Consider the following 25,031-nt stretch of genomic DNA (forward strand, 5'->3'; position numbering starts at 1 on the left):
GATGGATACGGTGCAGTCCTGGGGCCGCTATCCCGCCCTCCCGCAACAGGCGCATGCAATCGCGTGGCGTGACCGCGCGGCCGCGACCTGGCGCGAGGTGATCGAAGCAAACGGCAACGCGCTCGCATTCGGCAACGGACGCAGCTACGGCGACAGTTGCCTCGCCGCCTCGGACCACGTGCTGCAGACCCTGCCACTCGACCGCCTGATCGCTGCCGACTGGGCGACCGGCGTATTGCGTGCGGAGCCGGGCGTCACGCTCGAACAGATCCTCGAGGTCGCCATACCGCGTGGCTGGATGCTGCCTGTCACGCCCGGCACCAAATACGCGACGCTGGGCGGCGCAATCGCCAATGATGTCCACGGCAAGAATCACCACGTGCGAGGGACGTTTGGCCGCCATGTGCGCCGCTTTGGACTGGCGCGCAGCGACGGCGCGCTGCTCGAATGCGCACCCGACGCGCATTCCGATCTTTACGCAGCCACAATCGGGGGACTCGGTCTCACCGGGCTGATCCTTTGGGCGGAAATCCAGCTCATGCCGATCCGATCCAGCCTGATCGACGTGACGAACATCCGCTTTTCGAACCTCGACGAGTTCTTCGCGCTTTCCGAACGCCTCGACCCGCTGCATGAGTACAGCGTGGCATGGGTGGACTGCCAGAGCAGCGGCTCGACGCTTGGGCGCGGCATTTTCATGGTCGGCGACCACGCGAGAGGCGGACCGCTCGAAGTCGACCGCCGCAAGAAGCGAACGGTGCCGATGACACTGCCCGTTCCGATTTTCAACTCGCTGACCTTACGCGCCTTCAACGGCGCGTACTACCACCGCCAGCGCTGCGGCGAGAGGCGCGCGAAAGTGAGCTACGACGCTTACTTTTACCCGCTGGACAGCCTGCTCGAGTGGAACCGGATTTACGGTCGAAAAGGCTTTCAGCAGTACCAGTGCGTCGTGCCGCCCGAGGCAGCGCGGGACGCCATCCGAGAAATCCTCGAGGCCATCGCGATAAGCGGCACGGGCTCGTTTCTCGCCGTGCTCAAGCGCTGTGGCGATATCGCCTCGCCGGGGCTTCTGTCGTTTCCGCGGGAGGGCACGTCGCTCGCACTCGACTTTCCACAGCGCGACGCACAGAACGCGCGGCTTTTCGCGCGTCTCGACGCGATCGTGCGCGAGGCGCGTGGCCGGCTCTATCCGGCGAAAGACGCTCACATGACCGGCGCGGATTTCCGGGCCGCCTATCCGCAATGGCAGCAACTGGAAGCCCTTCGAGATCCAGCGATGCTTTCACGATTTTGGGAACGAACGACACGAACATGAAAAATATCCTGATCGTAGGTGCGACCTCGGCCATCGCAACGGCATGTGCCCGTCGCTGGGCTGCGCAAGGCGCGAGCTTTTTTCTCGTCGCACGCAGCGCAGAGCGGCTGCAGCAGGTCGCCGACGACCTCCGCGCGCGCGGCGCCAAAGGGGCGGTGTGCCAAGAGCTCGACATTAACGACGTCGATCAGCACGCGGCCATGCTGGCGCGCTGCGAGGCCGAATTCGGCACTATTGATATCGTCCTCGTCGCGCCCGGGACTCTGCCCGATCAGGCACAGTGCCAGGCTGACCCAGCCGTGGCGATGCGCGAATTCAACACCAACGTCACGTCGCTCATCGGATTGCTTACGCCGATCGCGAATCTGGTCGAGGCCCAGCGCCATGGTACGATCGCCGTCATTTCGTCCGTAGCGGGCGATCGCGGCCGGCCGTCGAACTATCTCTACGGTAGCGCGAAGGCCGCACTCTCGGCATTCTGCGAGGGTCTGAACGCCCGTCTTTTCAAGGCGGGTGCACATGTCGTCACGATCAAGCCTGGCTTCGTCGCTACGCCCATGACTGCGGGCCTGCCGCTGCCCGGCCCGCTCGTTGCGACCCCAGACAAGGTGGCCGCCGACATCACGCGCGCAATCGAAAAGAACAGGGACGTTATCTACACGCCCTGGTTCTGGTCGCTGATCATGTTGATCATCCGGTCCGTACCGCGATTCTTCTTCAAACGCGCATCGTTGTGAATACAAAAGCATGGTGAAATACAAAAAGCAAGCGGCGGGGCTAGCTCTCGCAATCGGGCTCCTGACCGTTGCGACGACGTTATTCGGCGTGTGGCGACACTTTACACCTGTGCCGCTTGGCGATTCATGGGACGGAACGGTCGGTTTCTATGTGCGCGCGATCACGGATCCGTGGCACGCATTCTTTGAGCAGCATAATGAACATCGCCTCACGTTCTCGCGCCTGATTTTCTTCGCCGACGTACGATATTTCGGCGGCAGAAATGTTTTTTCACTGATAGCCAACCTTGTTCTCGCCGGATTGCTGTGTCTGACCTTTTGCAAGGTTGCTCTCCATAGTCAGCCCAAGATGCCTACGTGGAGCAAGGTCGGTCTCGCGGGCGTCACGATGGCGCTGACATTCTCGTGGCTCCAGCAAGAAAATTTTACGTGGGGTTTCCAGAGTCAGTGGTACGCCGTTTACTTGTTCGCGTTGCTCGCATTCCACTCTCTCGAACGTGTAGAGCAATTGCGCACAAACGCCATCAATTGGCTTGTTATATCGATTCTCAGCGCCACGATCGCAGCATATAGCATGTCCGCTGGCTTGCTAGTCTTTCCAGTTTTGTTCATTCAAGCGGTCTATCTGCGCCTGAACGCCCGGAAATTGTTCGCGATCGCACTCGGGGGGATAGCAGTCTGGTGCGCTTACTTCAACGGATGGAACCCAGTGTCGAACAATGGTGGCGTCAAGTCACTCTTGCTTCACCCACTTGACGCCGCACGTTACGTTCTACTCTATCTCGGCTCGCCTGCGAACGGCACGCTGCTGGGAACCATTGGCGCGTACGTATGCGGAATCGTCATGCTGGCAGCTGTCTTGATGTGGTCACTGCGCGCCCTGCGAAGTCGCGCAACGCCTCCTATAGCTATTGCATTTCTGGCATTTGCAATCTTCATCGTCCTCAATGCCGCAGCGACGACATCCGGGCGCCTCTGGATGGGCCTCGATACTGCACTCGCTTCACGCTACACTACTGCATCGCTGACTGGATGGCTGGCGATGCTCATATTTTCGGCGCTCAACACGAAAATCTCGACAGCGCAGCGACCAATCCTCGCTGCCGCGGTGTGTGCGATGCTAATTGTCGCTGTCGCGCAAAGACTCGCACTACACAGTGACTTCGACCTTAGTTGGCAGCGCATGGTTGGCGGCCTTGCCACTCGCGAGCAGGTATACGACCTCGCGGTCACGCGCCCCGTCTACCCATTTCCAGACAGACTCGCGAAGATCGTTCCGATAGTCAGAGCGGCGCGCATTTCCATTTTCGCTGACGACCAGCATGACTATGCCTCCCCGCCGCCGCGTATTACCATAGGCTCGACATGTGAGGGCTATGTCGATGGGATATCGCACTCGGAGACCTCTGACATGTACATTGTTCGTGGCTGGATCTATGACACATCTACACGTCGCGTGCCTCACAATATAGTCGTCACGGCACCCGACGGCCGATCTATTGGGATCGGCCTCACCGGCGGTGAACGTGATGACGTCGTGGCCCAACTTGGTGACAATGCGCGTTTCAGCGGCTGGATCGCTTTCATTCACCGACCTCCAGAAGGCCTGATCAACATCACCGCTGCCACTATGAGCGGTACCTATTGCGCGCTGCGCGGCTCGCACCCCATCGCCCCCCACTAAGGCGGCTGCTTGCGAGTGGACGTGTTCAATGCCAATCCGCATATCCAGCGGGCCCAGAGATGAATTCGGTAGCCAACACGACTTTCAGTGCCACGCTGCTCTTCAAGTGAAACCGTATGAAAAACTCCCGCATTCTTCTTCCCGGCGGCGCCGGACTCGTAGGACAGAACTTAGTCGCCCGGCTCAAGGCACGTGGCTGTACCGACATCGTCGTACTCGACAAGTTCGAGGCGAACCTCGAGATCCTGCGAAGTGTGCATCCAGACGTCACGGCGATCTACGCCGATCTCGCTGAACCAGGTGACTGGGCACGGCATTTCGAAGGTGCAGACGTTGTGGTGATGCTGCAGGCACAGATCGGCGCACCGACCCGCGACCCGTTCGTGCGCAACAACATCGTGGCAACGCGTCACGTGCTCGATGTCATCAAGAAATACCGCATCCCCCACACCGTACACATCAGCTCCTCGGTGGTGAACTCGGCCGCCGACGACTGGTACACGCAAACCAAGCGCGAGCAGGAAGAGATCGTATTGGCGTCCGGCATCAACTGCGTCGTGCTGCGCCCGACGCTTATGTTCGGCTGGTTTGACCGCAAGCATCTCGGCTGGCTCTCTCGTTTCATGCACCGCGTACCTGTGTTTCCGATCCCGGGTAGCGGCAAGTACATGCGGCAGCCGCTCTACGTTGGCGACTTCTGTAACGTCATCATTAGCAGCATCGATTCGCGCCTCAAGGGGCAAGCGTTCAACATTAGCGGACTGGAACGCGTCGACTACATCGACATCATCCGGCAGATCAAGCGCGCAACTCGCGCACGCTGCGCGATCGTTCGCATTCCCTACGGCCTCTTTTATGTGCTGCTGAAGATCTACGCCGTGTTCGACAAGAACCCGCCGTTTACGGCCGATCAGCTCAAGGCCCTAACCGCTGGCGACGAGTTCGAGGTGATCGATTGGGAAGGCATCTTTGGCATTCGCGCCACGCCGTTCGCCAAAGCCATGGACGAGACGTTCAACGATCCTACCTATAGCCACATCGCCTTGGAATTCTGAAGACACATGAGTACAGAACGCATCGCCGTGCTCGGCGCGGGACCGATGGGTCTTGGCGCCGCCTACCAACTGGTCAAGGACGGACGCAAACCGATCATCTTCGAGGCCGATGACCGCGTGGGCGGTATGGCGGCCTGCTTCGACTTCGGCGGGCTGTCGATCGAGCGTTACTACCATTTCCACGCGATCTCGGACCACGCGTTCTTCGAGGTGCTGCGCGAACTTGGCATCGAAGACAAGATGAAGTGGTGCGAAACGAAAATGGGTTACTTCTACCAGGGCCGCGTACAGCCTTGGGGAAATCCCATGGCGCTGCTCAAGTTCAAAGGCCTGAGCCTGAGCGCGAAGTTTCGCTATGGACTCCATGCCTTCCTCTCGACGAAGCGCAACGACTGGAAGCCCCTCGATCATGTCGAGGCCACGAGCTGGATTCGCCGCTGGATCGGCGAAGAGGCGTGGGAAGTGCTGTGGCGGCGCCTGTTCGACTACAAGTTCTATGATTATGCGTACAACCTTTCGGCTGCGTGGATCTGGAGCCGCATTCGGCGTATCGGCCGTTCGCGCTACGACCTGTTCCGAGAAAAGCTCGGTTATCTCGAAGGTGGTTCGGACACGCTCCTGAACGAAATGCGCAGCTACATCGAGGCGCACGGCGGTGAGTTCCGGCTCGACGTACCCGTGCAGAAAGTGGTGATCGAAGGTGGCAAGGTCAAAGGCATCGAAGCAGGGGGTGAGTTCCAGCCGTTCGACAAGGTGATTAGCACGATCCCGCTGCCTTACGTGCCCCGCGTGATGCCCGACCTGCCAACGGACATTCTCGAGGCGTTCCGCAGCAAGAAGAACGTTGCGGTGGTCTGTGTGATCGCCAAGCTCAAGAAGCGCGTAACCGAGAATTTCTGGCTCAACACGAACGATCCGGAAATGGATATTCCCGGCATCGTCGAGTACACGAACCTGCGGCCGCTCAACGACCATGTCGTGTATGTCCCGTTCTACGTGCCCGGCGAGCATCCGAAGTATCAGGAGCCGGACTCCGCGTTCATCGACAAGGTCAAGCGCTACCTCATGAAGATCAATCCCGCGCTGACGCCGGACGACTTCATCGACGTGCGTGCGAGCCGATACCGTTTCGCGCAGCCAATTTGCGAGCCGGGCTATCTTGATCGGCTGCCGCCGATCCAGTTGCCGGTGGAAGGCCTGCTCGTTGCTGACACGTCGTACTATTATCCTGAGGATCGCGGCATTTCCGAGAGTATCGGATTGTCGCGCAAGATGGCGAGGATGGTATGACCGAAGTTACGCAAACGGTGCGCTCTGCCTTTTTCTCTCGCAGCTTTTTGCTCTTTCTGCTGACGGGAGGATTTGCCGCGGCGGTCAACTGGAGTAGTCGCATCCTCTATAACATTTGGATGCCGTTCTCCGCCGCGATCGTCATCGCCTATATAACGGGCATGATCGTGGCGTACGTCCTAGCGAAGATCTTTGTTTTCAAGGACAGCGCACAGTCGATGCATCGTTCGATCTTGTTCTTCCTCGTCGTGAATCTGATCGCCATCCTACAGACGTGGGGCGTCAGTATCGTGCTGACTGACTTCGCTTTCCCGGCTGTGCGGTTGGAATGGCACGCGCGCGAAGTTGCACATGCTTTCGGCGTCGCCGTACCTGTATTCACGAGCTATCTGGGACACAAGCACTGGACGTTTCGACGTTGATAGCTCCAGCCTGATCGACTGAGAATGGCGCGCTTTTGTGCGTTGACAGTTTGAGGACCACGACCGCCCTTGGCACGCGATCGTGGATCAGATTGATCAGATTCTCACCCCTCAGCCTTACTCACAGCGGTCACTTCCAACACAATAGACGCCGAACGGCCGCCGCCGCGCGCCAGGCAAACGATCGTTCGACCATGACCAGTTGCTCGTTGGACGCGTCCAGCCGGTCACTCAGATCGTTGACAATGCGGCGCTGAATTTCTGCATCCTTTGCGCGGTCATGCTGCACGGTTTCCACGGCCTTGCGTTCTGCGTCTAGCATCGCATGGAGATTCAGAATTTCGTTCTTCAGTGCAATATTCGCATCGCGATCCCGGCGCAGAGCCTCCGCCAGCGCCCGAGTATGGCTTCTTAGCGACTCGACCGCGCTTTTCGCACGCTTAAGTTCGCGAAACAGCGTGGTCCGATCAATCGTCGCATGGCTAGGAAAACCGATCGGCACCGCGACCTGATTCTGGCCTTCTGCAGCCCCGTCCAGTTCCGCGCCGACGCGCACGAGATCGACACGTGCGAGTGCGCGATGCGCAGCCAAGGAGGTCTCCCGAGAAACGCCATCGCCCAGCACCGCTTTCAATTGCTCGTACAGATAGTCCCCGTCCTCGATGAAACGCGGGAAATCGAGGAATACGATGGGAATGCCGTGCTTCACGAGCGTATGAACGACCTGATGAAAGCCCAACGCAAGAATGCGAGCCTGATCGACGGGATTCAGCGAATAGACAAGCCCACCTGGCGTCGTTCCCCACGTCTCCCAACGCGTGTGTTCCTCGGCCAGTGTGTCGTTGCTTAGACGAGCCCTCATCTCCAGCATCACGCGGCTCGTAGCGGCTTCGACGATGTCACGCATCGGGATAATCACGGCGTCGATGACGACGTCTTCTTGGTCGGTCAGTCGATCGACAAATTCAAAGAGCCAAGGCGTCTTGATCAAATAGGGAAGATTCGCGTCATCGCCGATTGGCAGGTCTTCGAGCCCGGCATTCGCATGCTCCTCTGGTTGCGCATTGGGATGCCGCGAGCTGTGCGTGTCCAGCCCGCATGCCGTCAAATACTGCACCATAAACGTCGTACCTGCCCTGCCCGTTCCGCCCAGCAGCAAGTGATGCCTCACAGGACGATCACTGGGTTCATGACTGGGTTCATGACTGGGTTCATGACTGGGTTCATGACTGGGTTCATGACTGGCGTCCGACGGGTGCTCCGATGCGTCGGAAATGGGCGAAACAAGATCAGCGGATGCAGCGTCGTCCGACTTGCCTAGGTAAGCCGTTTCATTTGGATATCGTCCCTCGCGGAATCCGTGGTCGCGGTAGTGATTCTTTGCTTCTTCGACCGACATGTTCGCGAGGTCCGGGTAAAAGGCCCGATAAAAGTCGGGATCGAGAATCTCTTCGTGGCGATTTTGCATCTTTGGAATCCGCGTCAACCAAGTTGCCGACGCAATGAACCTTACAAAAATAATTCGGCGCGCGTGTTGCGGATAGCCACCGGGCGTGCGAGAAAACCTCGCATTCTGCCGCCATTTTAAACATTACGTAAATATTCAGTAAGAACTTACCGCAATCGGCAAGACCCACGCGCTAGCCAGAAAGGCGAGCCTCCAACCTGCTGCGGCTAGATCTGCCGCCCCAAGGCTGCGCGCTAACGATAGAATGCCTCCAGCGCCCCCAGCGCGAAGAGGCATTGCGCTATCGGCCGGGAGAACGCACGTTAACCCCGGAAAGCCGCAGGCGCCTACTGCATAGGCCAACGCCACGCCCAGCGATACCGCGCGCTTTCAACGTTTCTAAAAGATCACCTACACAGCCTCGCCTAGATGCCTCTGACTTCACCTGAAATCGCACTCGGCTCGCTCTTTGCCATTGTCCTCGCGCTCACCATCGCGCAGATCGTCTACCACTCCTTTGGCTTCTACAGGAAAGCAATCGACCGGGAAGTCAAGTCATCGCGATACCACGCGATCGATGGCCTGCGCGGCTTTCTGGCGATCGGCGTCGTGCTCCACCACATCCACATCAATCACCATTTCTACCTGACTGGCGGATGGGAACTGACGCCTTCCCGGCTTTCGACGCTTTTCGGCCGTGGCTCAGTTGCCATGTTCTTCATGATCACGGCGTTCCTTTTTTGGGGCCGGGTGATGGAGAGTAAGGGGCGATTCGAGGCAATCCGCTTCTTTCAGAACCGCGTGCTCCGCCTTGTCCCAATGTATCTCGTCAGTGCCGCCCTTGTGGTCGTGACGGCGATGGCCTTGACCCATTTCCGGCTCAATGTGCCCCTTGATGACCTCGCGACGCAAATCGGCTCATGGCTACTTTTCACTTTCCCCGGCGTACCGCCGATCAATGGATTCCCCCAAACCGCGCTGATCAATACCGTCTTCTGGTCCTTGATCTACGAGTGGAAGTTCTACTTGGTCCTGCCCTTGATCGGTGCCCTCGCTTTTCGATGGGGAACATCGGGGGTCGCGTTGGGCGTGGGCGCGTGCATTGCCCTGTTCTCGCCGAGCCAGGTCGAATGGTATTTCGTCGCGGGCTGCATGGCTGCGATGGCAGTGCGCACTCCAGCGATTCACCGGATGTGCCAAAACACATTTGCCACGGCGCTAGCTATTGCCTGCACGGCTTCCGTCATCTACTGGCAACCGCTGGTCTATTCGCCCGGCGGCGCTGCGCTGCTATTCGTGCCATTCCTGATCATCGCCGGCGGCAACACCTTGATCGGCTTGCTGAGCAACAAAGCAGCCCGCCTGCTTGGCCTGCTCAGCTATAGCGTCTATTTACTGCACAATTGGGTGCTTTACTTGGCCTCACGACTCGTTAATCACTATGTCCCTGTCGCGTCGCTCCCGCACGAGAGCTACCTCGGATTCGGCGCGTGCGTGGTCGGCGTCACGGTGCTGATAGCGGCGCTGACCTACCGTTTCGTCGAATTTCCGGCGATCCAGGCACGACGCAGCGCTTCCGTCACGGAGAGCCATTCTCGACACGGCGATCCTTGCCCCGACGGCGGGGGATCGCCTACGCAACGCTAGCTCGCACTGACGGCTGGCAGCGTCGAAAAGAATTCCTGCAGCGCAAACCGATCAACCGTGTAACCCGTGCAGTAGTCACGCTCGGGATATGCAACGCAGGTCAATGAATTGCACGGTGAACAATTGACGATCGGTCCGAGATTCAAGCACGGACTCAGCTGGCTGCGGAACCAGCGCTTGGAACTTACATGATCCGGGTGCGTCGAGCCGTACATGCAGATTTGCGGGATGTCGAGGATCGCCGCGAAGTGCGATGTCCACGAATCGACGCAAATCAACGCCCGGCCAAGCGCGAGTATCTCTTTCCACTGTGACGGCATGAGATTTTGGAGAATCGCACCATCGGTATGCGCTACACGTCGGTCACTGGCGCCGCCAATCTGGATAAGTTTGAACCCTGCGCGATGAACTTCCTCGGCCAAACCGGCCATGATGTGGGGCGGAATCGATTTCAAACTCCACCCACCGACCGGATGCACAAAGACAAGGTCTTCGCCGATACCAGCGACAATTTCACGTGCTCGACGCTGCTGAGCGTCGGTGCTGCTCGGTTGCAGATTGGGCAGTCGGGTTTCTAGCGGGAGGCCTACCTCTTCCAGCATATATTCGACGAGATTGCGCCCGGTTTCAGACAAGCTCCGGCTCGGATGACACCGAGCGATACGCGGCGCTGCGTCTCGACGCAACGAGACATACTGAAAGGCGTCGAGCAGCACGGGATAGGTATCCTCCGCAGCTGCAACCGGAACGGGTACGGACTCAACATGGATGCCCGTTCCGAATTCCTTGGCCCAGGGAACGAGTTGCTCGGCAACATGCAGCCGAACGCGCTTGCCAGACGCGGCCACACTGGCAGCAACTTGCACAGCGAGGATCATGTCCCCGCGATGAAACGGACACACGATTTCTATCGCTTCATTTTTGTCCGGCTCCACGGAAACGGCGTTGTCACCGATCCGACGCAAATCGTAGATGGCCTCCCAAGGCGGTCCGCCATCGGTGATTTTTGCCAACATTGAGCGCGAATACGCATAGCCGCTGCGCACGACCGGCACGCCGTCCGCCTTCAGCCTGTGCGAGAGAGCGGTGACGGCGAGATTGCTAAGCAGGCTCGTATCGAACAATTGCCCGGTTTCGTCCGCCAGCGACGTGCGCGGTCCACCGAAAATGCCCTCCGAAAAGACACCTGCCGGCTGGTTTGACGGCAATTTTGCCGCCTGAAGTTTGCGTTCGGTTATCGCGCGAGCAAGCAGAGCGGCGCTCTCCTCTATCTCGAGAATCGCAGCTTCCTGCTCAAACAACTGGCTCGGGTCGACGGTAATCGAGCGCAAGCTCGCATCCGGCGCGACCGCCCCCGATACGATCACAGCACTGCCCTTTTGCTCGAGCTGAGTCTTGAGCAAATAGGTAAAACAGCCATCGAGAGGTACGTCATAGCGACCCACAATCCAGACGTTCTCATGCTGCGCTTCATGCCACCCCAGCGAGAGCGCATGGGCATAGCGAATGTCCTGCAGCGAGTACGGCACTACCTTGAAGCGCGTGAGCGGCAGGCGCCGCCGCCATGCCGCGATGTGATCGCGAATCGCTACGAGACGAGGTTGTTCCGCCGTCGCGTCGACCACCACGATCTCCGCAATGTCCAGCTTCTCTCTGCGAAGCTCGTCGATAAAAGTCGATATGTTGTCGAACGGCGTGGTGCCAACCACGACGATCGACGATCTGGCGGCAAGGGCCGCGACATCTGCGTCATCGATTAGTACACGCTCATCGAACGCGCTCTGGTTCTCCTGAATATGCGCCATCAGGTTTCCGAACTTGGCCGCATTGCGCACTGCGGCACCACGCGCCGCACGCAAAGCCACGCTCAGGCGATCCGCAATCCCCGGCGCAGCACGTCTGATGATGCGCTTCAATTCACGCTTTGCACTTGGTTTCATGACTATCGCACCTGCATATTAGCCGACTTCCAGCGCTTCATTGCGCGCGGAGGAAAGGCGAGGCCGTAGTTCTCGCCAGCAATTGTGAGGTTCGGGCTATAAAAAGGATCGTGAGCTATGACGTTCCCCCAACGGGACATCATATATGCACGCTCTCGAGCATCGCGCTCGATCTGTGCAGCCGAAAGGTTCGCGCCTCGCGAAATCGATTCAAGGTGATACAACTCCGCAAACGGCGTGTAGACGATGTCGTAGCCAGCTTCGCGAACCTTCAGGCACAGATCCACGTCGTTATAGCCCACTGTCAGATTGACGTCGTCGTAGCCGCCGATGCGCTCGAAGACGTCCTTGAGGACCAGCATGCAGGCCGCCGTTACGGCAGTCACGTTCTGCACCAGCATCGGGCGACCAAAATAGCCGATCGTATTGCGCGGAAAATGGCGATGTCCGTGCGCTGCCACACCATATAGACCGAGCACCACGCCAGCGTGCTGAATCGTGTCGTTGGAGTAATAGAGCTTCGCGCCGACCGCGCCGACATTTGGCTGACTCAGTTGCGTAACCATCTCCAGCAGCCAGTCGGGATGGATGATCTCGATATCGTTGTTAATGAAACCGATGATCGAACCAGTGGCAACGGCTACCGCTGCGTTATTAAGCCCCGAAAAGTTAAATACGCCCGGGACAGGCAGCACCTTCACGCGTGGGTCGCGTTTGATTTCCTCGAAGTATTCGAGCGTCTCGGCTTCTTCGCTGTCGTTGTCGACCACGATGATTTCGAGGTTCTCGTAGTTCGTTTCGCGCATCAATCCATCGACTGCGGCGCGCAGCACGCCCAGCCGGTCACGGGTCGGCACAATGAGCGAGACACGCGGCAGCTCAGCGGGTTGTCGACGCTTGATGCGCCACCAGCCCGGGAAGCTGTCGATCCCCACTACTTCCGAAGTCGGCTCAACTTCCGCGAAGTACTCCACCAGCGCTCGGCGCGCGGTCTCGACAGAGGCATCCGGATTGTCCGTCGAGAAACTGGTCACACCAGGGAAAATGCGCCAATGGTAGAGGACGTGCGGAATATGGCGGATACGACTGCCATCCGTATGCTTGAGGAAGCGCAGCGCAAAATCGTAATCTTGACTACCTTCGAAGCCCACGCGGAAGCCACCGATATGGCGCGCGATCGACGTTCTGTACACGCCAAGATGCGCAATGAAATTTTGCGAGTAGAACAACTCGCGATTCCAGTCAGTCTTAAAGTGCGGATCGTGACGCTGGTCGTTTTCGTCGACCTTGTCCTCGTCCGTATAAATCAGGTCGACCTCAGGGTAACGATTGATCTCGTCCGCCACCATGAACAGCGCGTGGGCCGGGATGGCGTCGTCGTGATCCATCAGCGCAACAAATTCGCCCTTGACGATCTCGAGAGCCGAATTGCTCGATGCGGAAATGTGTCCATTCTTTTCACGGAAGACGACCCGGATTCGCGGATCTTTGCGCATATATTCTTCCAGCACCGCACGAACTTCCGGATTCGGCGAAGCATCGTCGGCAATACACAGTTCCCAATGCGGATACGTTTGCGTAATGACACTTTCGAGTGCCTTGCGCAAATATTTCGGACGCGTGTTGTAGACGGGCATCACAATAGAAATGAGTGGCTTGTTCGGCAGTTCTTCACCAAGCTGACGCAAGCGCACGAGATCCTCAGGGGTGAGCGTATCGTAAGTCTCCACCCACGCGCGGTATTCCCCCTTGTCGTATTTGCCGACAATACCCGAGCGCACCAGCGTTTTCGCGAGTTGTAGTTTTCCGCCAAACAAGGCACGCCAGACTTCGGCGCGTTGCGTCGGCGCCAGCGCCGCATAGCCCTCGCGCACGAGACCCCACTTACCGACATTACGAACGGAAACGTCTCTCAGATGAAAGCAAACATCGCGGCGATCGGTCGGATCGAAACGCAGCGAACGCACTTCCGGAGGCAGCACGATCAGGCGCTTTTCGCGCCCTTTGCCATATCCAGGCATGGCATACGACGCAACCTGCGCGCCGTCCGCACCGTGAAACGCGTAGAGAACTGGATTCAGGCTCGGTTCCGTCGAATCCATATCGACGGTGAGCACGGCCCAACCCGGACGCAGTCCCGTCCAATGCGGCGCGACGGCAACTTGAGGATCGGCACCCGTGGACACGAAACCATCAGCCCCCGTCGGCTCCATCTCATGGACAGGCGTAAATGCCGGCGTACCCGCCGAGGTCATCAACCTCGACAGCGCGCGAACGATATTGCGCCCGCGCTGGGCCACGCGGCTCGCCATGCGCACTGGCGCTGTAACGCGCCAGCTGAACGACGCGCGATAAGCGTGCACGGACGCATTGAGCTGCTCAACCGATGCGCCCATCCGATTGAGCGAGGCTTCGAGTTCTTGCTTTTCGGTTTGCAATCGCGTCAACTCCGTTCGCTGTGAACGAGCCACGGTACGCAGCGTGTTGACGGTGGAGTTAACGCTATCCAGTTGCGAGGCTTGCTCTTCGATGCGCGTATTAGCGCTTTGCAAAGCTTCTTCGAGGCGAACGCGCGTCTCATCGGCGCGCGCGTGAGCTGCACGGGCCTCTTCCTCGGCCGCACGCACCTGCTGAAACGCGGCTTCGAGCGCGGTACGGCCTTCACGGAACTCCAAAATCTCGTGATCGCGCGCCGCAATCGTCGCTTTGAGTCCTGTTACGGCATCAGACTCACCGATTTCGGTTTCGAAGACACCGGATGCCAACACAGGCAGATCGCCATCGGACGCCACGGCGACAAGATACATCGGTGCGACGAGCCCCGTGCCGCGCTCGACTCTGCCAGGCGCCTTGCGGAAGCTTTCGATGCGCCCGTCCTGCTCTGATAGCAACGCCGAGGCATAAACCACGCGCTGGCCGTACATCGCAACGTGCTTAAAGGACGCGCGCAGCAACGCCTGAAACTCCTCGCGAGTGAGTTCCTTGACGTGATACGGATTATTAAAGCCCGACAACTCGGAGTAGACCACGCGATCTGGGCTCGACATGATGAGTACGCCGCCCGGTCGCAAGACGCGCCGAATCTCGACCATCATTTCATTCTGCTGATCGTGGTGCTCGATTGTTTCGAAGCTCACGACAACGTCAATAGACGCATCCGCGACAGGTATATTTGCCGCCGGGCCGACCCGGTATTCGAGGTTGGCGCCAGAGTGATGACGCGATGCGTGGTCGATCGCTTCCTGTGCGATATCGACACCGATCACAGAAGCCGCCTTGGAGGCAAGCAGGGACGATCCATAGCCTTCGCCGCAGGCGATATCCAGGACGTCTTTACCTTCGCATAGCTCCGCGGCACAAAGATACCGGTGCACGTGTTCGAGCTCGATGTTGCCTGTCTGGTCTGGCACAAAGCGTTCGCCGGTGAATTTCATGATTCCTTCGTTGAATTTCCGCTAACTAGATGCTAATCGAACTGGCCTATGCGCGGCGATTGCGACAACCGGAAGAATCGTCCACCATCGATTTCCAGATTCGGGTTGTACGTGGGATCACATACAAGATCGCGCCCCCACCGCTGCCTCATCCACCATGCCTCCCGGTTCAGTCGGGCGGCACGCTCGCCGGTCTGGTCGGTCCCGCGCGATGCAGACTCGTGATGATAAAGGCCGGCGTAAGGTACATAGACGTTACGATAGCCTTCCACATTTAACTTCAAGCAAAAATCGACGTCGTTGTAGGCAACGCCAAGATTCGCCGCATCAAGTCCGCCAACCTGTTCGAACAAAGCCTTCCTGACGACGAGGCATGCGCCGGTCACCGCGGCGACCCGGTGCGCAAGCAGCGCGCGGCCGAAATAACCGGCTTCGTCGCGGCCGAGCATGTGATGGAGATGGCCCGCAATCGCATCGCCCGCCAGGACGACGCCGCCATGCTGCAGCCGTTCGTTCGGATACCACAGAGCGGCGCCCACGGCGCCGACACCCGGCTGCAAGGCATAGCCGCACAGGATCGAGAGCCACTCCGGATCGCGCGCGTCGATATCGTTGTTCAACAGGCAAAGCATGCTGCCGCGCGCCAGTGCCGCCGCCTTGTTGTTCAGCGCGGAATAGTTGAACGGCGAGTCATCGCGTATTACACGACAGTTTTCCATCGCAGCGTATCGTGTCAGCAAAGCCAGCGCGCGCGCATCGGTCGAGCCATTATCGACAAGCAGGATCTCGACATTCGCGTATCGGGTCCGCTGCATCAGACCCTCGACGCATTGCGCCACCAGTTCCGGCTTATCGCGCGTGGGGATGATGATCGACACCAGCGGTTCCGGCTCCGGCACCGAAAAGATCACTCGCAGCATGGACGACGATGTGCGCAACCAGTCGACATCGACGACGCGCCCCGTTCTTTGCAGATGTTCGCTCACTGCGCGCTTGGCTGCCTCTCGAACATAGGGCTTGGCGGCCACCTCACGTGCCGTGCTTTGGTCGCTAATGCGCCAGTGATAAAGCACGTGGGGAATATGAACGATTGCGCTTTCAGGCACTTTTTCTGCGCAACGCAATACGAGGTCAAGATCCTGACTGCCTTCGAAGCCCGCGCGGAAACCGCCGACCTCACGCACCAATGCCGTGTCGAACACACCGAGGTGCGAAAACATGTTCTGGCCGAGCATGAGCACCGGATCCCAGTCTGGCTTGAAATACGGCTCGATTCGCTCGCCGCCTGGCGTCAGCTTGTCTTCGTCGCTATAGAGCAGCTTTGCGTCGGGATGCAGCTGCAGATATTGCGCGACCATATAAAGCGCGTGCTCAGCGAGCCGATCGTCGTGATCGAGCAGTGCGACGAACGCGCCCGTTGCCAGCGCAAGGGCATCATTGCTGGCCTCGCAAATATGACCATTGCGTGCGCGGCGCACAGTCTTGATGCGAGGATCGGCAGCAGCGTATTGCGCAAGAATCTGCGCGACGTGAGGCTCGGTGGATGCGTCGTCACAGAGGCACAGTTCCCAGTCGGGATATATCTGCGCCAGCACGGAGTCAAGCATTTCCCGCAGATGTGCGGCCTGCGGGTTGAACACTGGCACGACGATAGAGATACGCGGACGAGCCGCGAGCCGTGCAACTTTCTCGCGAAGCAAGGCGCGGCTGGCATCGTCGATCGTGTCGAACCGGGCAATCCACGCGCCGTAGTCGTCGGTGTTAGCGGCCCGCGCGAGAAGGCTGCGCAGACCACCCGGACCTTGCCGGCGAATCACCGCCATCGCCGCTCGCGCAACCGGCAGGACACCGCCGCGCGAGCGCACGGCCTGACGGGCTGCGCGCCAGGCACGGCATGCGGAACCTGGCACCGAACTCCAGCGCATCTCAGCCGACCTGCTGCTCGTACGCGGCGACAACTTCTTCCACGGGACCAAATGCGCGCACGCGGCCGCCATCCATCCACAGCGCCTTGTTGCACACGCGGCGAATCTCCGAATTCGCGTGCATAGCCAGCACCACGATCTCGGCGCGGCTATGCAGATCACGCAGGCGCTCCTGCGCCTTGTGCATGAACGATGCGTCGCCGACGCCCATCACTTCGTCCAGCAAGAGAATTTCGGCGTCGACCGCCGTCGACACAGCGAACGCGAGACGAACCCGCATACCGCTCGAATACGTGCGCAGCGGCAGATCGAGGTAGTCGCCCAGCTCACAAAACTGGACGATGCTTTCGGTCTTTTCCTTGATCTCCGAATCTGTCATGCCGAGCAGGAGACCCCGCAGACGAATGTTCTGCATGCCGGTCGAATTGTCGTCCATGCCGAGACTGATATCGAGCAGCGGAACGATCTTGCCGTTGCTCTCGACCGTACCGCGAGTCGGCGAGTAAATGCCCGCCATAGTACGAAGCAGCGTCGACTTGCCGGCGCCATTTCTGCCAATCAGGCCGATGCGGTCACCCGCTTCGAAGCGCAGATCGACGTTGTCGAGCGCCTTCACGACGACCACGCCATCGCTGTCCTCAGCAATCGTGTTGCGGCGCCCCATGCGAAGCACCTGCTTCTTCAGCGACCGACCCTGGACGTCGTAGATAGGCAGGTCCAGACTCGCACCTTTCAATTCAATAAATGCCATCGTGCTCTCCTAGACCCAATACGGAATGCGTTTGAGATATCGGCCGGTCATTGCCAGCGCAACCGTCCATCCGATCACGGCAAGGCCGATCGCGACCAGCCACGTCGTGAGCGACGGGAACTGCCCGATCAGCGGCGCGCGGACCAGCTCGATCAGGTGGGCAAGCGGATTCAGATCCACGATGAAGGAAAACCGCTTCAGCGAATCGGGGCGGTAGATGATCGGCGTGACATAGAAGGCGATCTGGATGAGTGCCGCAATGATCTGCGGAAGATCGCGGAAACGCGCCGAGAGCAGACCGGCCAGCATCGCGACCCAGAGCGCATTGGCGAGATAAAGTAGCAGCGCCGGCAGGAAGATCGACAACGCGGCCCAGTTCTTCACGCCAAAGATCACGAGCAGCAACAGCACGATGATGAAGTTGTGCGCAAGAATGACGAGGTTGCGCCACATGACCTGGAAGACGTAGATCAGCTTCGGCGTGGCCGCCTGACGAATGTATGTCGCGCTATTGATATAGGCGATGCTGCCTTCCTGCACCGTCTGCGCGAACATCGTCCACATCACGAGGCTGATCGCCAGAAACGGCAGATAGTCGCTCATTTTCTGGCCGAACAGGGACCCGTACACCACGCCGATCGAGCCGATCATGACGCCCATACTGATGGTCAGCCAAAACGGTCCCACTCGCGAGCGCGCGTAGCGCTGCCGGATTTCGAGCCAGCCTAGCAGCGTCCACAACCGATAGGACGCGACACTCTGCTTCAAGTCTGCAAATATTAGTTTGAACATAGCTGTAATCGTGGGATTGCATTGCTCGCGAAATCACGTTTGCTTCGCGTTGCTTGTTTCACCGCACGGAATCGAGCGGACCACTGCGTCCCCTCAACCCGTGCCATAGGCCAAGAAATGCCATTTTGAGATGACGTCGCCGCGGCTTGAGCCAGATGCCATAAATGGCGAGGCGAAACGGCATCTTCAACAATTCATTCGCCTTCCACCTCCAGGGCACGTACCGCCTCTTCATCAGCGCGACGGCATTTCTGAACATGTAGTAGTGCCGAATCGGTGAATGGCTGGGGTAACTTCGCCCCATGATGCTCACCGGCTCTCCACCTAGTTCGTGCGCCAGACGTAGCCACGGCGCACCCGCGACGCGATAGTCCGCAGCACGCGCTCGAATGCACCATTCGAGATCGACAAAATCGATGAAAAGCGAATCGTCCATTGCACCGATCACTGGCCACGCGTCGAGATTGATACACGATCCCGAGGTGATCAGAAAGTCCACGTCGATCAGCCGCGCGCCGTCGGCTTCGACACGGCGCAAAGCGGGAAACCCGAAGCGTACGAAGGGCGCTATGCCGCCGAGACGAATATCTTCGTAAGCGGGCCCAATCAACGCAACACGGCGCCCCGCTTCGACCTCGCGCGACAGCGTTGCCGGCAGCTCACGCAGCAACTGCTCTGAGGGTTCGCTATCCTGATCGAAGAGCAGCACCAAGCGACAACCTGCGCGGCGTACGTGCTCCACGCCCTGATTGAGCGCGGTTGCGATGCCGAGATTCGCACCATTGGGGATAAACGCAATGTCCGGCTTCAGCCCCAGTGCGGCGGCGCTGCGCGCCTCCTCGGTATTGTCGACCACGACGCACTGGCCAAAGTCTGCCAGACGGTTGGCGCGCGCGATACACGCTTCGTCGGGCCGATACAGCACCACGACGATGCCCGGTTGCAACTTCGCTGACACTTTACTTCGCCAGCCAACGTACGTAACGATCCACGCCTTCCTGCACCGTCAGGAACGGCGCGTCGTAGCCCGCCGCGCGCAGCTTCGACTGGTCCGCCTGCGTGAAGCACTGATACTTGCCGCGCAACGCGTCCGGGAACGGGATGTACTCGATCAGCCCTTCCTTGACCTGCTCCGCGAGCGAGAGCGCGGGCTTGCCTTCCATCGCACGCAGTGTATTCACCACGGTCGTGGCGATGTCGTTGAACGGCTGGGCACGGCCGCTGCCCAGATTGAAGATGCCCGTCTTCTCCGGATGATCGAAGAAGAACAGGTTCACCTTCACCACGTCCTCGACGGAGACGAAGTCGCGCGTCTGCTCGCCCGGCGCATAGCCGTTGTATTCGCCGAACAGCTTCACGCGACCTTCGGCGCGGAACTGGTTGAAGTTGTGGAACGCCACCGACGCCATGCGCGCCTTGTGTGTTTCGCGCGCACCGTACACGTTGAAATAGCGAAAGCCCGCAATCTGGCTTTGCGCGGTGGGCAGCACGCGGCGGATCACCTGGTCGAACAGGAACTTCGAATAGCCGTACACGTTCAGCGGCGCTTCCACTTCGCGCTCTTCGACGAAGCGCGTCGAGCCGCCGTAAATCGCCGCCGACGACGCATACAGAAACTGCACGCGCTGCGCGAGACACGCGTCGAGCACGGCGCGGCTATAGCGGAAGTTGTTGTCCATCATGTAGCGGCCGTCGGTTTCCATCGTGTCGGAACAGGCGCCTTCGTGGAACACCGCGCGCACGTCGCCGAAATCGCCGCGCGCAAAGCGCTCGACGAACTCGGTCTTGTCGATGTAGTCGTCGATCTCGCAATCGACGAGATTCCTGAACTTGTCCGCGCGGGTGAGATTGTCGACGGCGATGATGCGGTCTTCGCCGCGTTCGTTCAGCGCCTTGACGATGTTGCTGCCGATGAAGCCGGCCGCGCCGGTGACGATGAGGGTCATAGTATTTCTTGAGTCGTCCAGTGATGAAGCGGTCAGGCCGCGACTTCGTTTACGAACAATTCTTCGTAAGAGATGGGCGAGGTCCCGACCCGGCCAACGACCACTCCCGCCGCACGATTCGCATAGTCAACAGCGTCGAGCAGCGACACGCCTGCGCCCAACATGGCCGCGACAGTGCCGATAACTGTATCGCCAGCGCCAGAGACATCGTAGACTTCGCGAGCCGCCGTGGGGACGTGCACCGGATCGTGATCCGTGAAGAGCGTCATGCCCTCCTCGGACCGTGTGAGTAGGAGGCTGTCGATGTCGAGCGATTTTCGCAGTTGCGCAACGCGAGACGTCAGGTCGGCTTCGGACGACCACGCGCCAATTACCTCGCGAAGTTCGGCGCGATTCGGGGTGATCAGGCTCGCGCCGCGATACCGTTGCCAGTCCGCACCCTTCGGGTCGATCAACACCCGCTTCCCGAGCCGACGCGCGGTTGCGATCATGCTTGAGACGTGCGTCAGGCCACCCTTTGCGTAGTCGGAGAGCAGAATGATGCGTGCGTCTCCGACCAACGCGTCAAAACGCGCAAGGCTGGCCAGCAAGATCTCCTTCGTGGGCGTTTCCTCGAAATCGACGCGCAAGAGTTGCTGCTGCCGGGAAATGACGCGCAGCTTGATGATCGTCGAGATCGAACGGTCGCGCTCGGCGTATGCCTTCACATTGCTTTCACTGAGCAGAGTCATGAGCCGCTCACCGGGCTCATCGACACCCACCACGCACAGGAGCGCGGCGTCGGCGCCCAATCCCGCAATATTACAGGCAACATTTGCCGCGCCGCCCAGACGCTCCTCACTGCGCTGCACGTGCACGACCGGAACAGGCGCCTCTGGAGAAATACGGCTGACGTCGCCGAACCAGTAGCGGTCGAGCATCACGTCGCCGACGACCAGCACGGAAGCCCCCGCTAGCCGCTCACGCGAAACTGAGGGCAGCATGGATTCCAACTTCGATTTCACCAATACACTTTCGATTACGGACATAGACTTCGGAAAAAAGGATTCGCCGCACGGGCACGTCATGCGCGCCCTGTCCTTACTGCACGCACAGCGCCAATGCTTCTCGCCAGTCCGGTGCCCGTACCCCAAACGCCGCAGCGAACTTGTCGTTGGAAATCCGGGAGTTGGCCGGACGCTTCGCCGGCGTCGGATAGGACGACGCCGGAATTGGCTTCACGACCGGACGCTTCGCGAGAGATGACAATTCGAAAATCGCTTCGGCAAATCCATGCCACGAAGTCGCGCCGCCGGCGGTCAGATGATAAACACCGGTTTGTTGTGCCCACCACTGACCGCGATCGTCGACCCTGGCGGCCTGTGCGAGCACGTGCGCGGTCGTCGTCGCAATCGTTCGCGACCACGTCGGCGCGCCGATCTGATCGGCCACTACGCTCAACTCTTCACGCTCCGCGCCTAGCTTCAACATCGTCAGCAAGAAGTTCTTTCCACGCGTGCCATATACCCAGCTCGTGCGTAGGATCAGATGATCGCAGCCGCTTGCCGCGATCGCCTGCTCACCTTCCAGCTTCGTGCGGCCATAGACGTTCTGCGGATTCACCGTATCGGACTCGACATAAGGCGAATCTTTCGTTCCATCGAAAACGTAATCGGTCGAATAGTGGACGAGTGCAGCGCCCAGGCGCTTTGCTTCTTCTGCGAGTACGCGCGGCGCCTGCACGTTCAGGCGCGTCGCTGCGTCCACATCGCTTTCGGCCTTGTCTACCGCCGTGTAGGCGGCCGGATTGACGATGATCGTCGGCTTCACCTCGCGCACGACGCGGCGAATCGCATCGGGGTCGTCGAGATCGAGCGCCGAGCGGTCGCGACCCACGACGCGACCCAGCCCCTGCAGACTGCGCAGCAGCTCGTAGCCCACCTGTCCGTTCACACCCGTGACGAGAATCGTCGGCTGCTTGTCCATCGTCCCCTCACGCATACACTTCGGCCTCGGCCAGCTTTTTGCCCGCCGCGTCCTTGGCCGCCAGCAGCGGTTCGAAGTCAATCGGCCATTCAATTCCGATATCCGCGTCGTTCCACACTACACTGCGCTCGTGCTCGGGGAACCAGTAGTCGGTCGTCTTGTAAAGGAACTGCGCGGATTCCGACAGCACTACGAAGCCGTGCGCAAACCCGGGTGGCACCCACAACTGACGATGATTCTCGGCCGAGAGGTGCACACCCACCCACTTGCCGAAATTAGGCGAGCTGCGGCGTAGGTCGACGGCCACGTCGAACACCTCACCTTCCACCACGCGCACGAGCTTGCCCTGCGCATGCAAGATCTGATAATGCAGGCCCCGCAGCACACCCTTCGCCGAGCGCGAATGGTTGTCCTGCACGAACACGACACCCGGCTCAACCAGCTGTTCGAACTCGCGGCCGTTGAAGCTCTCGTAAAAATAGCCGCGCGCATCGCCGAACACCTTCGGCTCGATGATCTTGACTTCCGGGAGTGCCGTAGCGGTTACCGTGATGGCCATGCGACCTGATCCATAAGAATGTTCAACAAATACTTCCCGTAGCCGTTCTTGGCGAGCGGCTTGGCCAGCGCCTGTAGTTGCTCCGCGTCGATCCACGACTGGCGATACGCAATTTCCTCAGGACATGCGACCACGAGCCCCTGGCGCTTTTGCAGCGTCGCGATGAAGGTCGCCGCCTCGATCAGTGAGTCGTGCGTTCCGGTGTCGAGCCACGCATAGCCGCGGCCCATGATCTCGACGTTCAGCGCGCCATCGCTCAGGTAGCGCGAATTGACGTCCGTAATTTCCAGCTCACCACGCGGCGACGGCTTGATGTCGGCTGCGATATCGCACACGTGGTTATCGTAGAAGTACAAACCCGTCACTGCGTAATTCGAACGCGGCTGCGCAGGCTTTTCTTCGATAGACAGCGCACGAAAGCCCTTGTCGAACTCGACCACGCCATAGCGTTCCGGATCGTGCACGTGGTAGGCAAATACTGTTGCGCCCGACTCTTGTGCGTCCGCACGCTCGAGCTGCTTTGCGAGATCGTGACCGTAGAAGATGTTGTCGCCAAGAATGAGCGCCGACGGATCGTTGCCCACGAATTCCTTGCCGATGATGAACGCCTGCGCGAGACCATCGGGCGACGGCTGCACCGCGTACTGGATGTTCATGCCCCACTGGCTGCCGTCGCCGAGCATCGACTCGAAACGCGGCGTGTCCTGCGGCGTTGAGATGATGAGCACATCGCGAATACCCGCGATCATCAGCGTTGACAGCGGGTAATAGATCATCGGCTTGTCGTACACCGGAAGCAGCTGCTTCGAAACCGCATGGGTGATCGGATAGAGCCGCGTGCCGGAACCACCGGCGAGAATAATGCCTTTGCGCGCCATGTCTACCGCCTTTACGCGCGCTGCGCGTAGTTCGTTTCGACCCACTTGCGATAGTCGCCCGAAGCAACTTCGTCAGCCCACGCCTGGTTGTCGAGATACCAGCGCACTGTCTTCGCAAGACCGGTTTCGAAGGTTTCTGCGGGCTTCCAGCCGAGCTCGCGCTCAAGCTTGCGGGCGTCGATCGCGTAGCGGCGGTCATGGCCGGGCCGATCGGTCACATAGGTGATCTGGTCGCGGTACGAACCGGTCGCCTTCGGGCGCAGTTCGTCGAGCAGGTCGCACAGGGTATGCACGACTTCGAGGTTCTTCTTTTCGTTCCAGCCGCCGACGTTGTACGTTTCGCCGCTCTGGCCGCGCGCAAGCACTTCGCGGATCGCGCTGCAGTGGTCGCCCACATACAGCCAGTCGCGCACGTTCTGACCGTCGCCATACACGGGCAGCGGCTTGCCAGCGAGCGCATTGGCGATCATCAGCGGAATGAGCTTTTCGGGGAACTGGTACGGGCCGTAGTTATTCGAGCAATTCGTGGTGAGCGTCGGCAGGCCATACGTGTGGTGGTACGCACGCACGAGATGGTCTGAACCTGCCTTTGTTGCCGAGTACGGGCTGTTGGGAGCGTACGGCGTGGTTTCCGAGAACTGCGGATCAGTTGCTGAGAGCGAGCCAAACACCTCATCGGTGGACACGTGCAGGAAGCGGAATGCGGCCTTCTCGGCGTCAGGCAGACCGTTCCAATACTGGCGCGCCGCTTCGAGCAGCGTAAAGGTACCTACCACATTCGTCTGAACAAAATCGGCGGGACCATGAATCGAACGGTCGACGTGACTTTCTGCGGCGAAATGCAGCACCGCACGCGGCTTGTGCTCGGCGAAGAGCGCATCCAGCGCCGCACGGTCGCAGATGTCCACACGCGCGAACACGTGTTTCGGATTGCCTTGCAGCGACTGCAATGTTCCGAGATTGCCCGCGTAGGTCAACTTGTCTACGTTCAGAACGGCTTCATCCGATTGACGCAGCCAGTCAAGCACAAAGTTGGCGCCGATAAAGCCGGCACCGCCCGTTACGAGAATCATGGAACTCCTTTATAGCTCTGTTTGATAGCGACTCTGGCCTGACGCCCCCGGACGCAGAGTGCCCGAAAGAATGCTGTAAAAATGGCCGTTTGGCGAGTGAATGCGCGCCTTTTAACCACTTTGCATACTCTGGCTCTGATTTTATGCCCCGACAATTATAAGGCCAGC

Annotated in this window: 20 protein-coding genes; 7 read left to right on the forward strand and 13 right to left on the reverse strand. The window is 59.5% G+C overall.

The features are described from left to right. Position 1 precedes the first annotated feature (1 nt). The 6 genes from AB3X98_RS10815 to AB3X98_RS10840 all read left to right on the forward strand — a co-directional run bounded on the left by AB3X98_RS10815 (position 2) and on the right by AB3X98_RS10840 (position 6,506). Positions 2-1,318 (forward strand): FAD-dependent oxidoreductase, encoded by a 1,317-nt coding sequence (locus tag AB3X98_RS10815; RefSeq protein WP_368603877.1) that lies wholly within the window; start codon positions 2-4, stop codon positions 1,316-1,318. After that, positions 1,315-2,055, forward strand: a complete 741-nt coding sequence (locus AB3X98_RS10820; RefSeq protein WP_368603973.1) for an SDR family oxidoreductase — start codon at positions 1,315-1,317, stop codon at positions 2,053-2,055. The genes AB3X98_RS10815 and AB3X98_RS10820 overlap by 4 nt, the downstream gene beginning before the upstream one ends. Positions 2,056-2,065: 10 nt before the next feature. Further along, positions 2,066-3,739 (forward strand): hypothetical protein, encoded by a 1,674-nt coding sequence (locus tag AB3X98_RS10825; RefSeq protein WP_368603878.1) that lies wholly within the window; start codon positions 2,066-2,068, stop codon positions 3,737-3,739. Positions 3,740-3,855: 116 nt separating this feature from the next. Beyond that, positions 3,856-4,794 (forward strand): NAD-dependent epimerase/dehydratase family protein, encoded by a 939-nt coding sequence (locus AB3X98_RS10830; RefSeq protein WP_368603879.1) that lies wholly within the window; start codon positions 3,856-3,858, stop codon positions 4,792-4,794. Positions 4,795-4,800: 6 nt separating this feature from the next. Continuing rightward, positions 4,801-6,084, forward strand: coding sequence for an NAD(P)/FAD-dependent oxidoreductase (locus AB3X98_RS10835; protein ID WP_368603880.1), 1,284 nt, complete (start codon positions 4,801-4,803; stop codon positions 6,082-6,084). Beyond that, entirely contained in the window at positions 6,081-6,506 is a 426-nt protein-coding gene (locus AB3X98_RS10840; RefSeq protein WP_368603881.1) for a GtrA family protein, read from the forward strand. The genes AB3X98_RS10835 and AB3X98_RS10840 overlap by 4 nt, the downstream gene beginning before the upstream one ends. A gap of 130 nt (positions 6,507-6,636) precedes the next feature. On the opposite strand, the gene AB3X98_RS10845 is transcribed toward AB3X98_RS10840, so the two are convergent. Further along, positions 6,637-7,974, reverse strand: coding sequence for a hypothetical protein (locus AB3X98_RS10845; RefSeq protein ID WP_368603882.1), 1,338 nt, complete (start codon positions 7,972-7,974; stop codon positions 6,637-6,639). Positions 7,975-8,382: 408 nt separating this feature from the next. Between AB3X98_RS10845 and AB3X98_RS10850 the strand changes: the two genes are divergently transcribed. After that, positions 8,383-9,600 carry an acyltransferase family protein gene (locus tag AB3X98_RS10850; RefSeq protein WP_368603883.1) on the forward strand — a complete coding sequence of 406 codons (1,218 nt, stop codon included), beginning with the start codon at positions 8,383-8,385 and terminating at the stop codon, positions 9,598-9,600. Here AB3X98_RS10850 and AB3X98_RS10855 read toward each other — a convergent pair. From AB3X98_RS10855 to rfbB, 12 genes are read right to left on the reverse strand one after another with little or no spacing between them, the layout of a single operon-like run. Then, complete coding sequence (locus tag AB3X98_RS10855) at positions 9,597-11,540, reverse strand: glycosyltransferase family 9 protein (RefSeq protein WP_368603884.1); 1,944 nt, start codon at positions 11,538-11,540, stop codon at positions 9,597-9,599. The genes AB3X98_RS10850 and AB3X98_RS10855 overlap by 4 nt on opposite strands. A gap of 2 nt (positions 11,541-11,542) precedes the next feature. Continuing rightward, on the reverse strand, positions 11,543-14,974 hold the full coding sequence (locus AB3X98_RS10860; RefSeq protein WP_368603885.1) for a glycosyltransferase: 3,432 nt from the start codon (positions 14,972-14,974) through the stop codon (positions 11,543-11,545). Between the two features lie 32 nt (positions 14,975-15,006). Further along, entirely contained in the window at positions 15,007-16,899 is a 1,893-nt protein-coding gene (locus AB3X98_RS10865) for a glycosyltransferase (protein ID WP_368603886.1), read from the reverse strand. 1 nt (position 16,900) lies between these two features. After that, positions 16,901-17,650 carry an ABC transporter ATP-binding protein gene (locus AB3X98_RS10870; RefSeq protein ID WP_368603887.1) on the reverse strand — a complete coding sequence of 250 codons (750 nt, stop codon included), beginning with the start codon at positions 17,648-17,650 and terminating at the stop codon, positions 16,901-16,903. A gap of 9 nt (positions 17,651-17,659) precedes the next feature. Beyond that, a complete protein-coding gene (locus tag AB3X98_RS10875) occupies positions 17,660-18,442 on the reverse strand; it encodes an ABC transporter permease (RefSeq protein WP_368603888.1) in 783 nt (260 codons plus the stop codon). Between the two features lie 58 nt (positions 18,443-18,500). Beyond that, positions 18,501-19,400, reverse strand: coding sequence for a glycosyltransferase family 2 protein (locus tag AB3X98_RS10880; protein WP_368603889.1), 900 nt, complete (start codon positions 19,398-19,400; stop codon positions 18,501-18,503). A gap of 1 nt (position 19,401) precedes the next feature. Further along, positions 19,402-20,388 (reverse strand): ADP-glyceromanno-heptose 6-epimerase, encoded by a 987-nt coding sequence (gene rfaD / locus AB3X98_RS10885; protein WP_368603890.1) that lies wholly within the window; start codon positions 20,386-20,388, stop codon positions 19,402-19,404. A 32-nt stretch (positions 20,389-20,420) separates the two neighbouring features. After that, positions 20,421-21,416: a D-glycero-beta-D-manno-heptose-7-phosphate kinase gene (gene rfaE1 / locus AB3X98_RS10890; protein WP_368603891.1), complete on the reverse strand. Its 996-nt coding sequence runs from the start codon at positions 21,414-21,416 to the stop codon at positions 20,421-20,423. 52 nt (positions 21,417-21,468) lie between these two features. Continuing rightward, positions 21,469-22,368, reverse strand: coding sequence for a dTDP-4-dehydrorhamnose reductase (gene rfbD / locus AB3X98_RS10895; protein ID WP_368603892.1), 900 nt, complete (start codon positions 22,366-22,368; stop codon positions 21,469-21,471). Further along, the gene (rfbC, locus tag AB3X98_RS10900; protein WP_368603893.1) at positions 22,361-22,912 is read right to left on the reverse strand and encodes a dTDP-4-dehydrorhamnose 3,5-epimerase; all 552 of its coding nucleotides are present in this window, start codon (positions 22,910-22,912) and stop codon (positions 22,361-22,363) included. The genes rfbD and rfbC overlap by 8 nt, the downstream gene beginning before the upstream one ends. Then, entirely contained in the window at positions 22,897-23,790 is an 894-nt protein-coding gene (gene rfbA, locus AB3X98_RS10905) for a glucose-1-phosphate thymidylyltransferase RfbA (protein ID WP_368603894.1), read from the reverse strand. The genes rfbC and rfbA overlap by 16 nt, the downstream gene beginning before the upstream one ends. Before the next feature lie 11 nt (positions 23,791-23,801). Beyond that, positions 23,802-24,863: a dTDP-glucose 4,6-dehydratase gene (rfbB, locus tag AB3X98_RS10910; protein WP_368603895.1), complete on the reverse strand. Its 1,062-nt coding sequence runs from the start codon at positions 24,861-24,863 to the stop codon at positions 23,802-23,804. Positions 24,864-25,031: the final 168 nt, after the last annotated feature.

It is taken from the genome of Paraburkholderia sp. BR14312, assembly GCF_040948675.1.
Taxonomy (GTDB): domain Bacteria; phylum Pseudomonadota; class Gammaproteobacteria; order Burkholderiales; family Burkholderiaceae; genus Paraburkholderia; species Paraburkholderia nodosa_A.

What these genes read in the sequence shown, in the direction of transcription:
- AB3X98_RS10845 (WP_368603882.1), bottom strand. Translation starts at nt 7,974, where the DNA reads ATGCAAAATCGCCACGAAGAGATTCTCGATCCCGACTTTTATCGGGCC.
- AB3X98_RS10815 (WP_368603877.1), top strand. Translation starts at nt 2, where the DNA reads ATGGATACGGTGCAGTCCTGGGGCCGCTATCCCGCCCTCCCGCAACAG.
- rfbB (WP_368603895.1), bottom strand. Translation starts at nt 24,863, where the DNA reads ATGATTCTCGTAACGGGCGGTGCCGGCTTTATCGGCGCCAACTTTGTG.
- AB3X98_RS10840 (WP_368603881.1), top strand. Translation starts at nt 6,081, where the DNA reads ATGACCGAAGTTACGCAAACGGTGCGCTCTGCCTTTTTCTCTCGCAGC.
- AB3X98_RS10850 (WP_368603883.1), top strand. Translation starts at nt 8,383, where the DNA reads ATGCCTCTGACTTCACCTGAAATCGCACTCGGCTCGCTCTTTGCCATT.
- AB3X98_RS10875 (WP_368603888.1), bottom strand. Translation starts at nt 18,442, where the DNA reads ATGTTCAAACTAATATTTGCAGACTTGAAGCAGAGTGTCGCGTCCTAT.
- AB3X98_RS10870 (WP_368603887.1), bottom strand. Translation starts at nt 17,650, where the DNA reads ATGGCATTTATTGAATTGAAAGGTGCGAGTCTGGACCTGCCTATCTAC.
- AB3X98_RS10830 (WP_368603879.1), top strand. Translation starts at nt 3,856, where the DNA reads ATGAAAAACTCCCGCATTCTTCTTCCCGGCGGCGCCGGACTCGTAGGA.
- rfaD (WP_368603890.1), bottom strand. Translation starts at nt 20,388, where the DNA reads ATGACCCTCATCGTCACCGGCGCGGCCGGCTTCATCGGCAGCAACATC.
- AB3X98_RS10860 (WP_368603885.1), bottom strand. Translation starts at nt 14,974, where the DNA reads ATGAAATTCACCGGCGAACGCTTTGTGCCAGACCAGACAGGCAACATC.
- rfbD (WP_368603892.1), bottom strand. Translation starts at nt 22,368, where the DNA reads ATGCGTGAGGGGACGATGGACAAGCAGCCGACGATTCTCGTCACGGGT.
- AB3X98_RS10865 (WP_368603886.1), bottom strand. Translation starts at nt 16,899, where the DNA reads ATGCGCTGGAGTTCGGTGCCAGGTTCCGCATGCCGTGCCTGGCGCGCA.
- AB3X98_RS10825 (WP_368603878.1), top strand. Translation starts at nt 2,066, where the DNA reads ATGGTGAAATACAAAAAGCAAGCGGCGGGGCTAGCTCTCGCAATCGGG.
- AB3X98_RS10855 (WP_368603884.1), bottom strand. Translation starts at nt 11,540, where the DNA reads ATGAAACCAAGTGCAAAGCGTGAATTGAAGCGCATCATCAGACGTGCT.
- rfaE1 (WP_368603891.1), bottom strand. Translation starts at nt 21,416, where the DNA reads ATGTCCGTAATCGAAAGTGTATTGGTGAAATCGAAGTTGGAATCCATG.
- AB3X98_RS10835 (WP_368603880.1), top strand. Translation starts at nt 4,801, where the DNA reads ATGAGTACAGAACGCATCGCCGTGCTCGGCGCGGGACCGATGGGTCTT.
- rfbC (WP_368603893.1), bottom strand. Translation starts at nt 22,912, where the DNA reads ATGGCCATCACGGTAACCGCTACGGCACTCCCGGAAGTCAAGATCATC.
- rfbA (WP_368603894.1), bottom strand. Translation starts at nt 23,790, where the DNA reads ATGGCGCGCAAAGGCATTATTCTCGCCGGTGGTTCCGGCACGCGGCTC.
- AB3X98_RS10820 (WP_368603973.1), top strand. Translation starts at nt 1,315, where the DNA reads ATGAAAAATATCCTGATCGTAGGTGCGACCTCGGCCATCGCAACGGCA.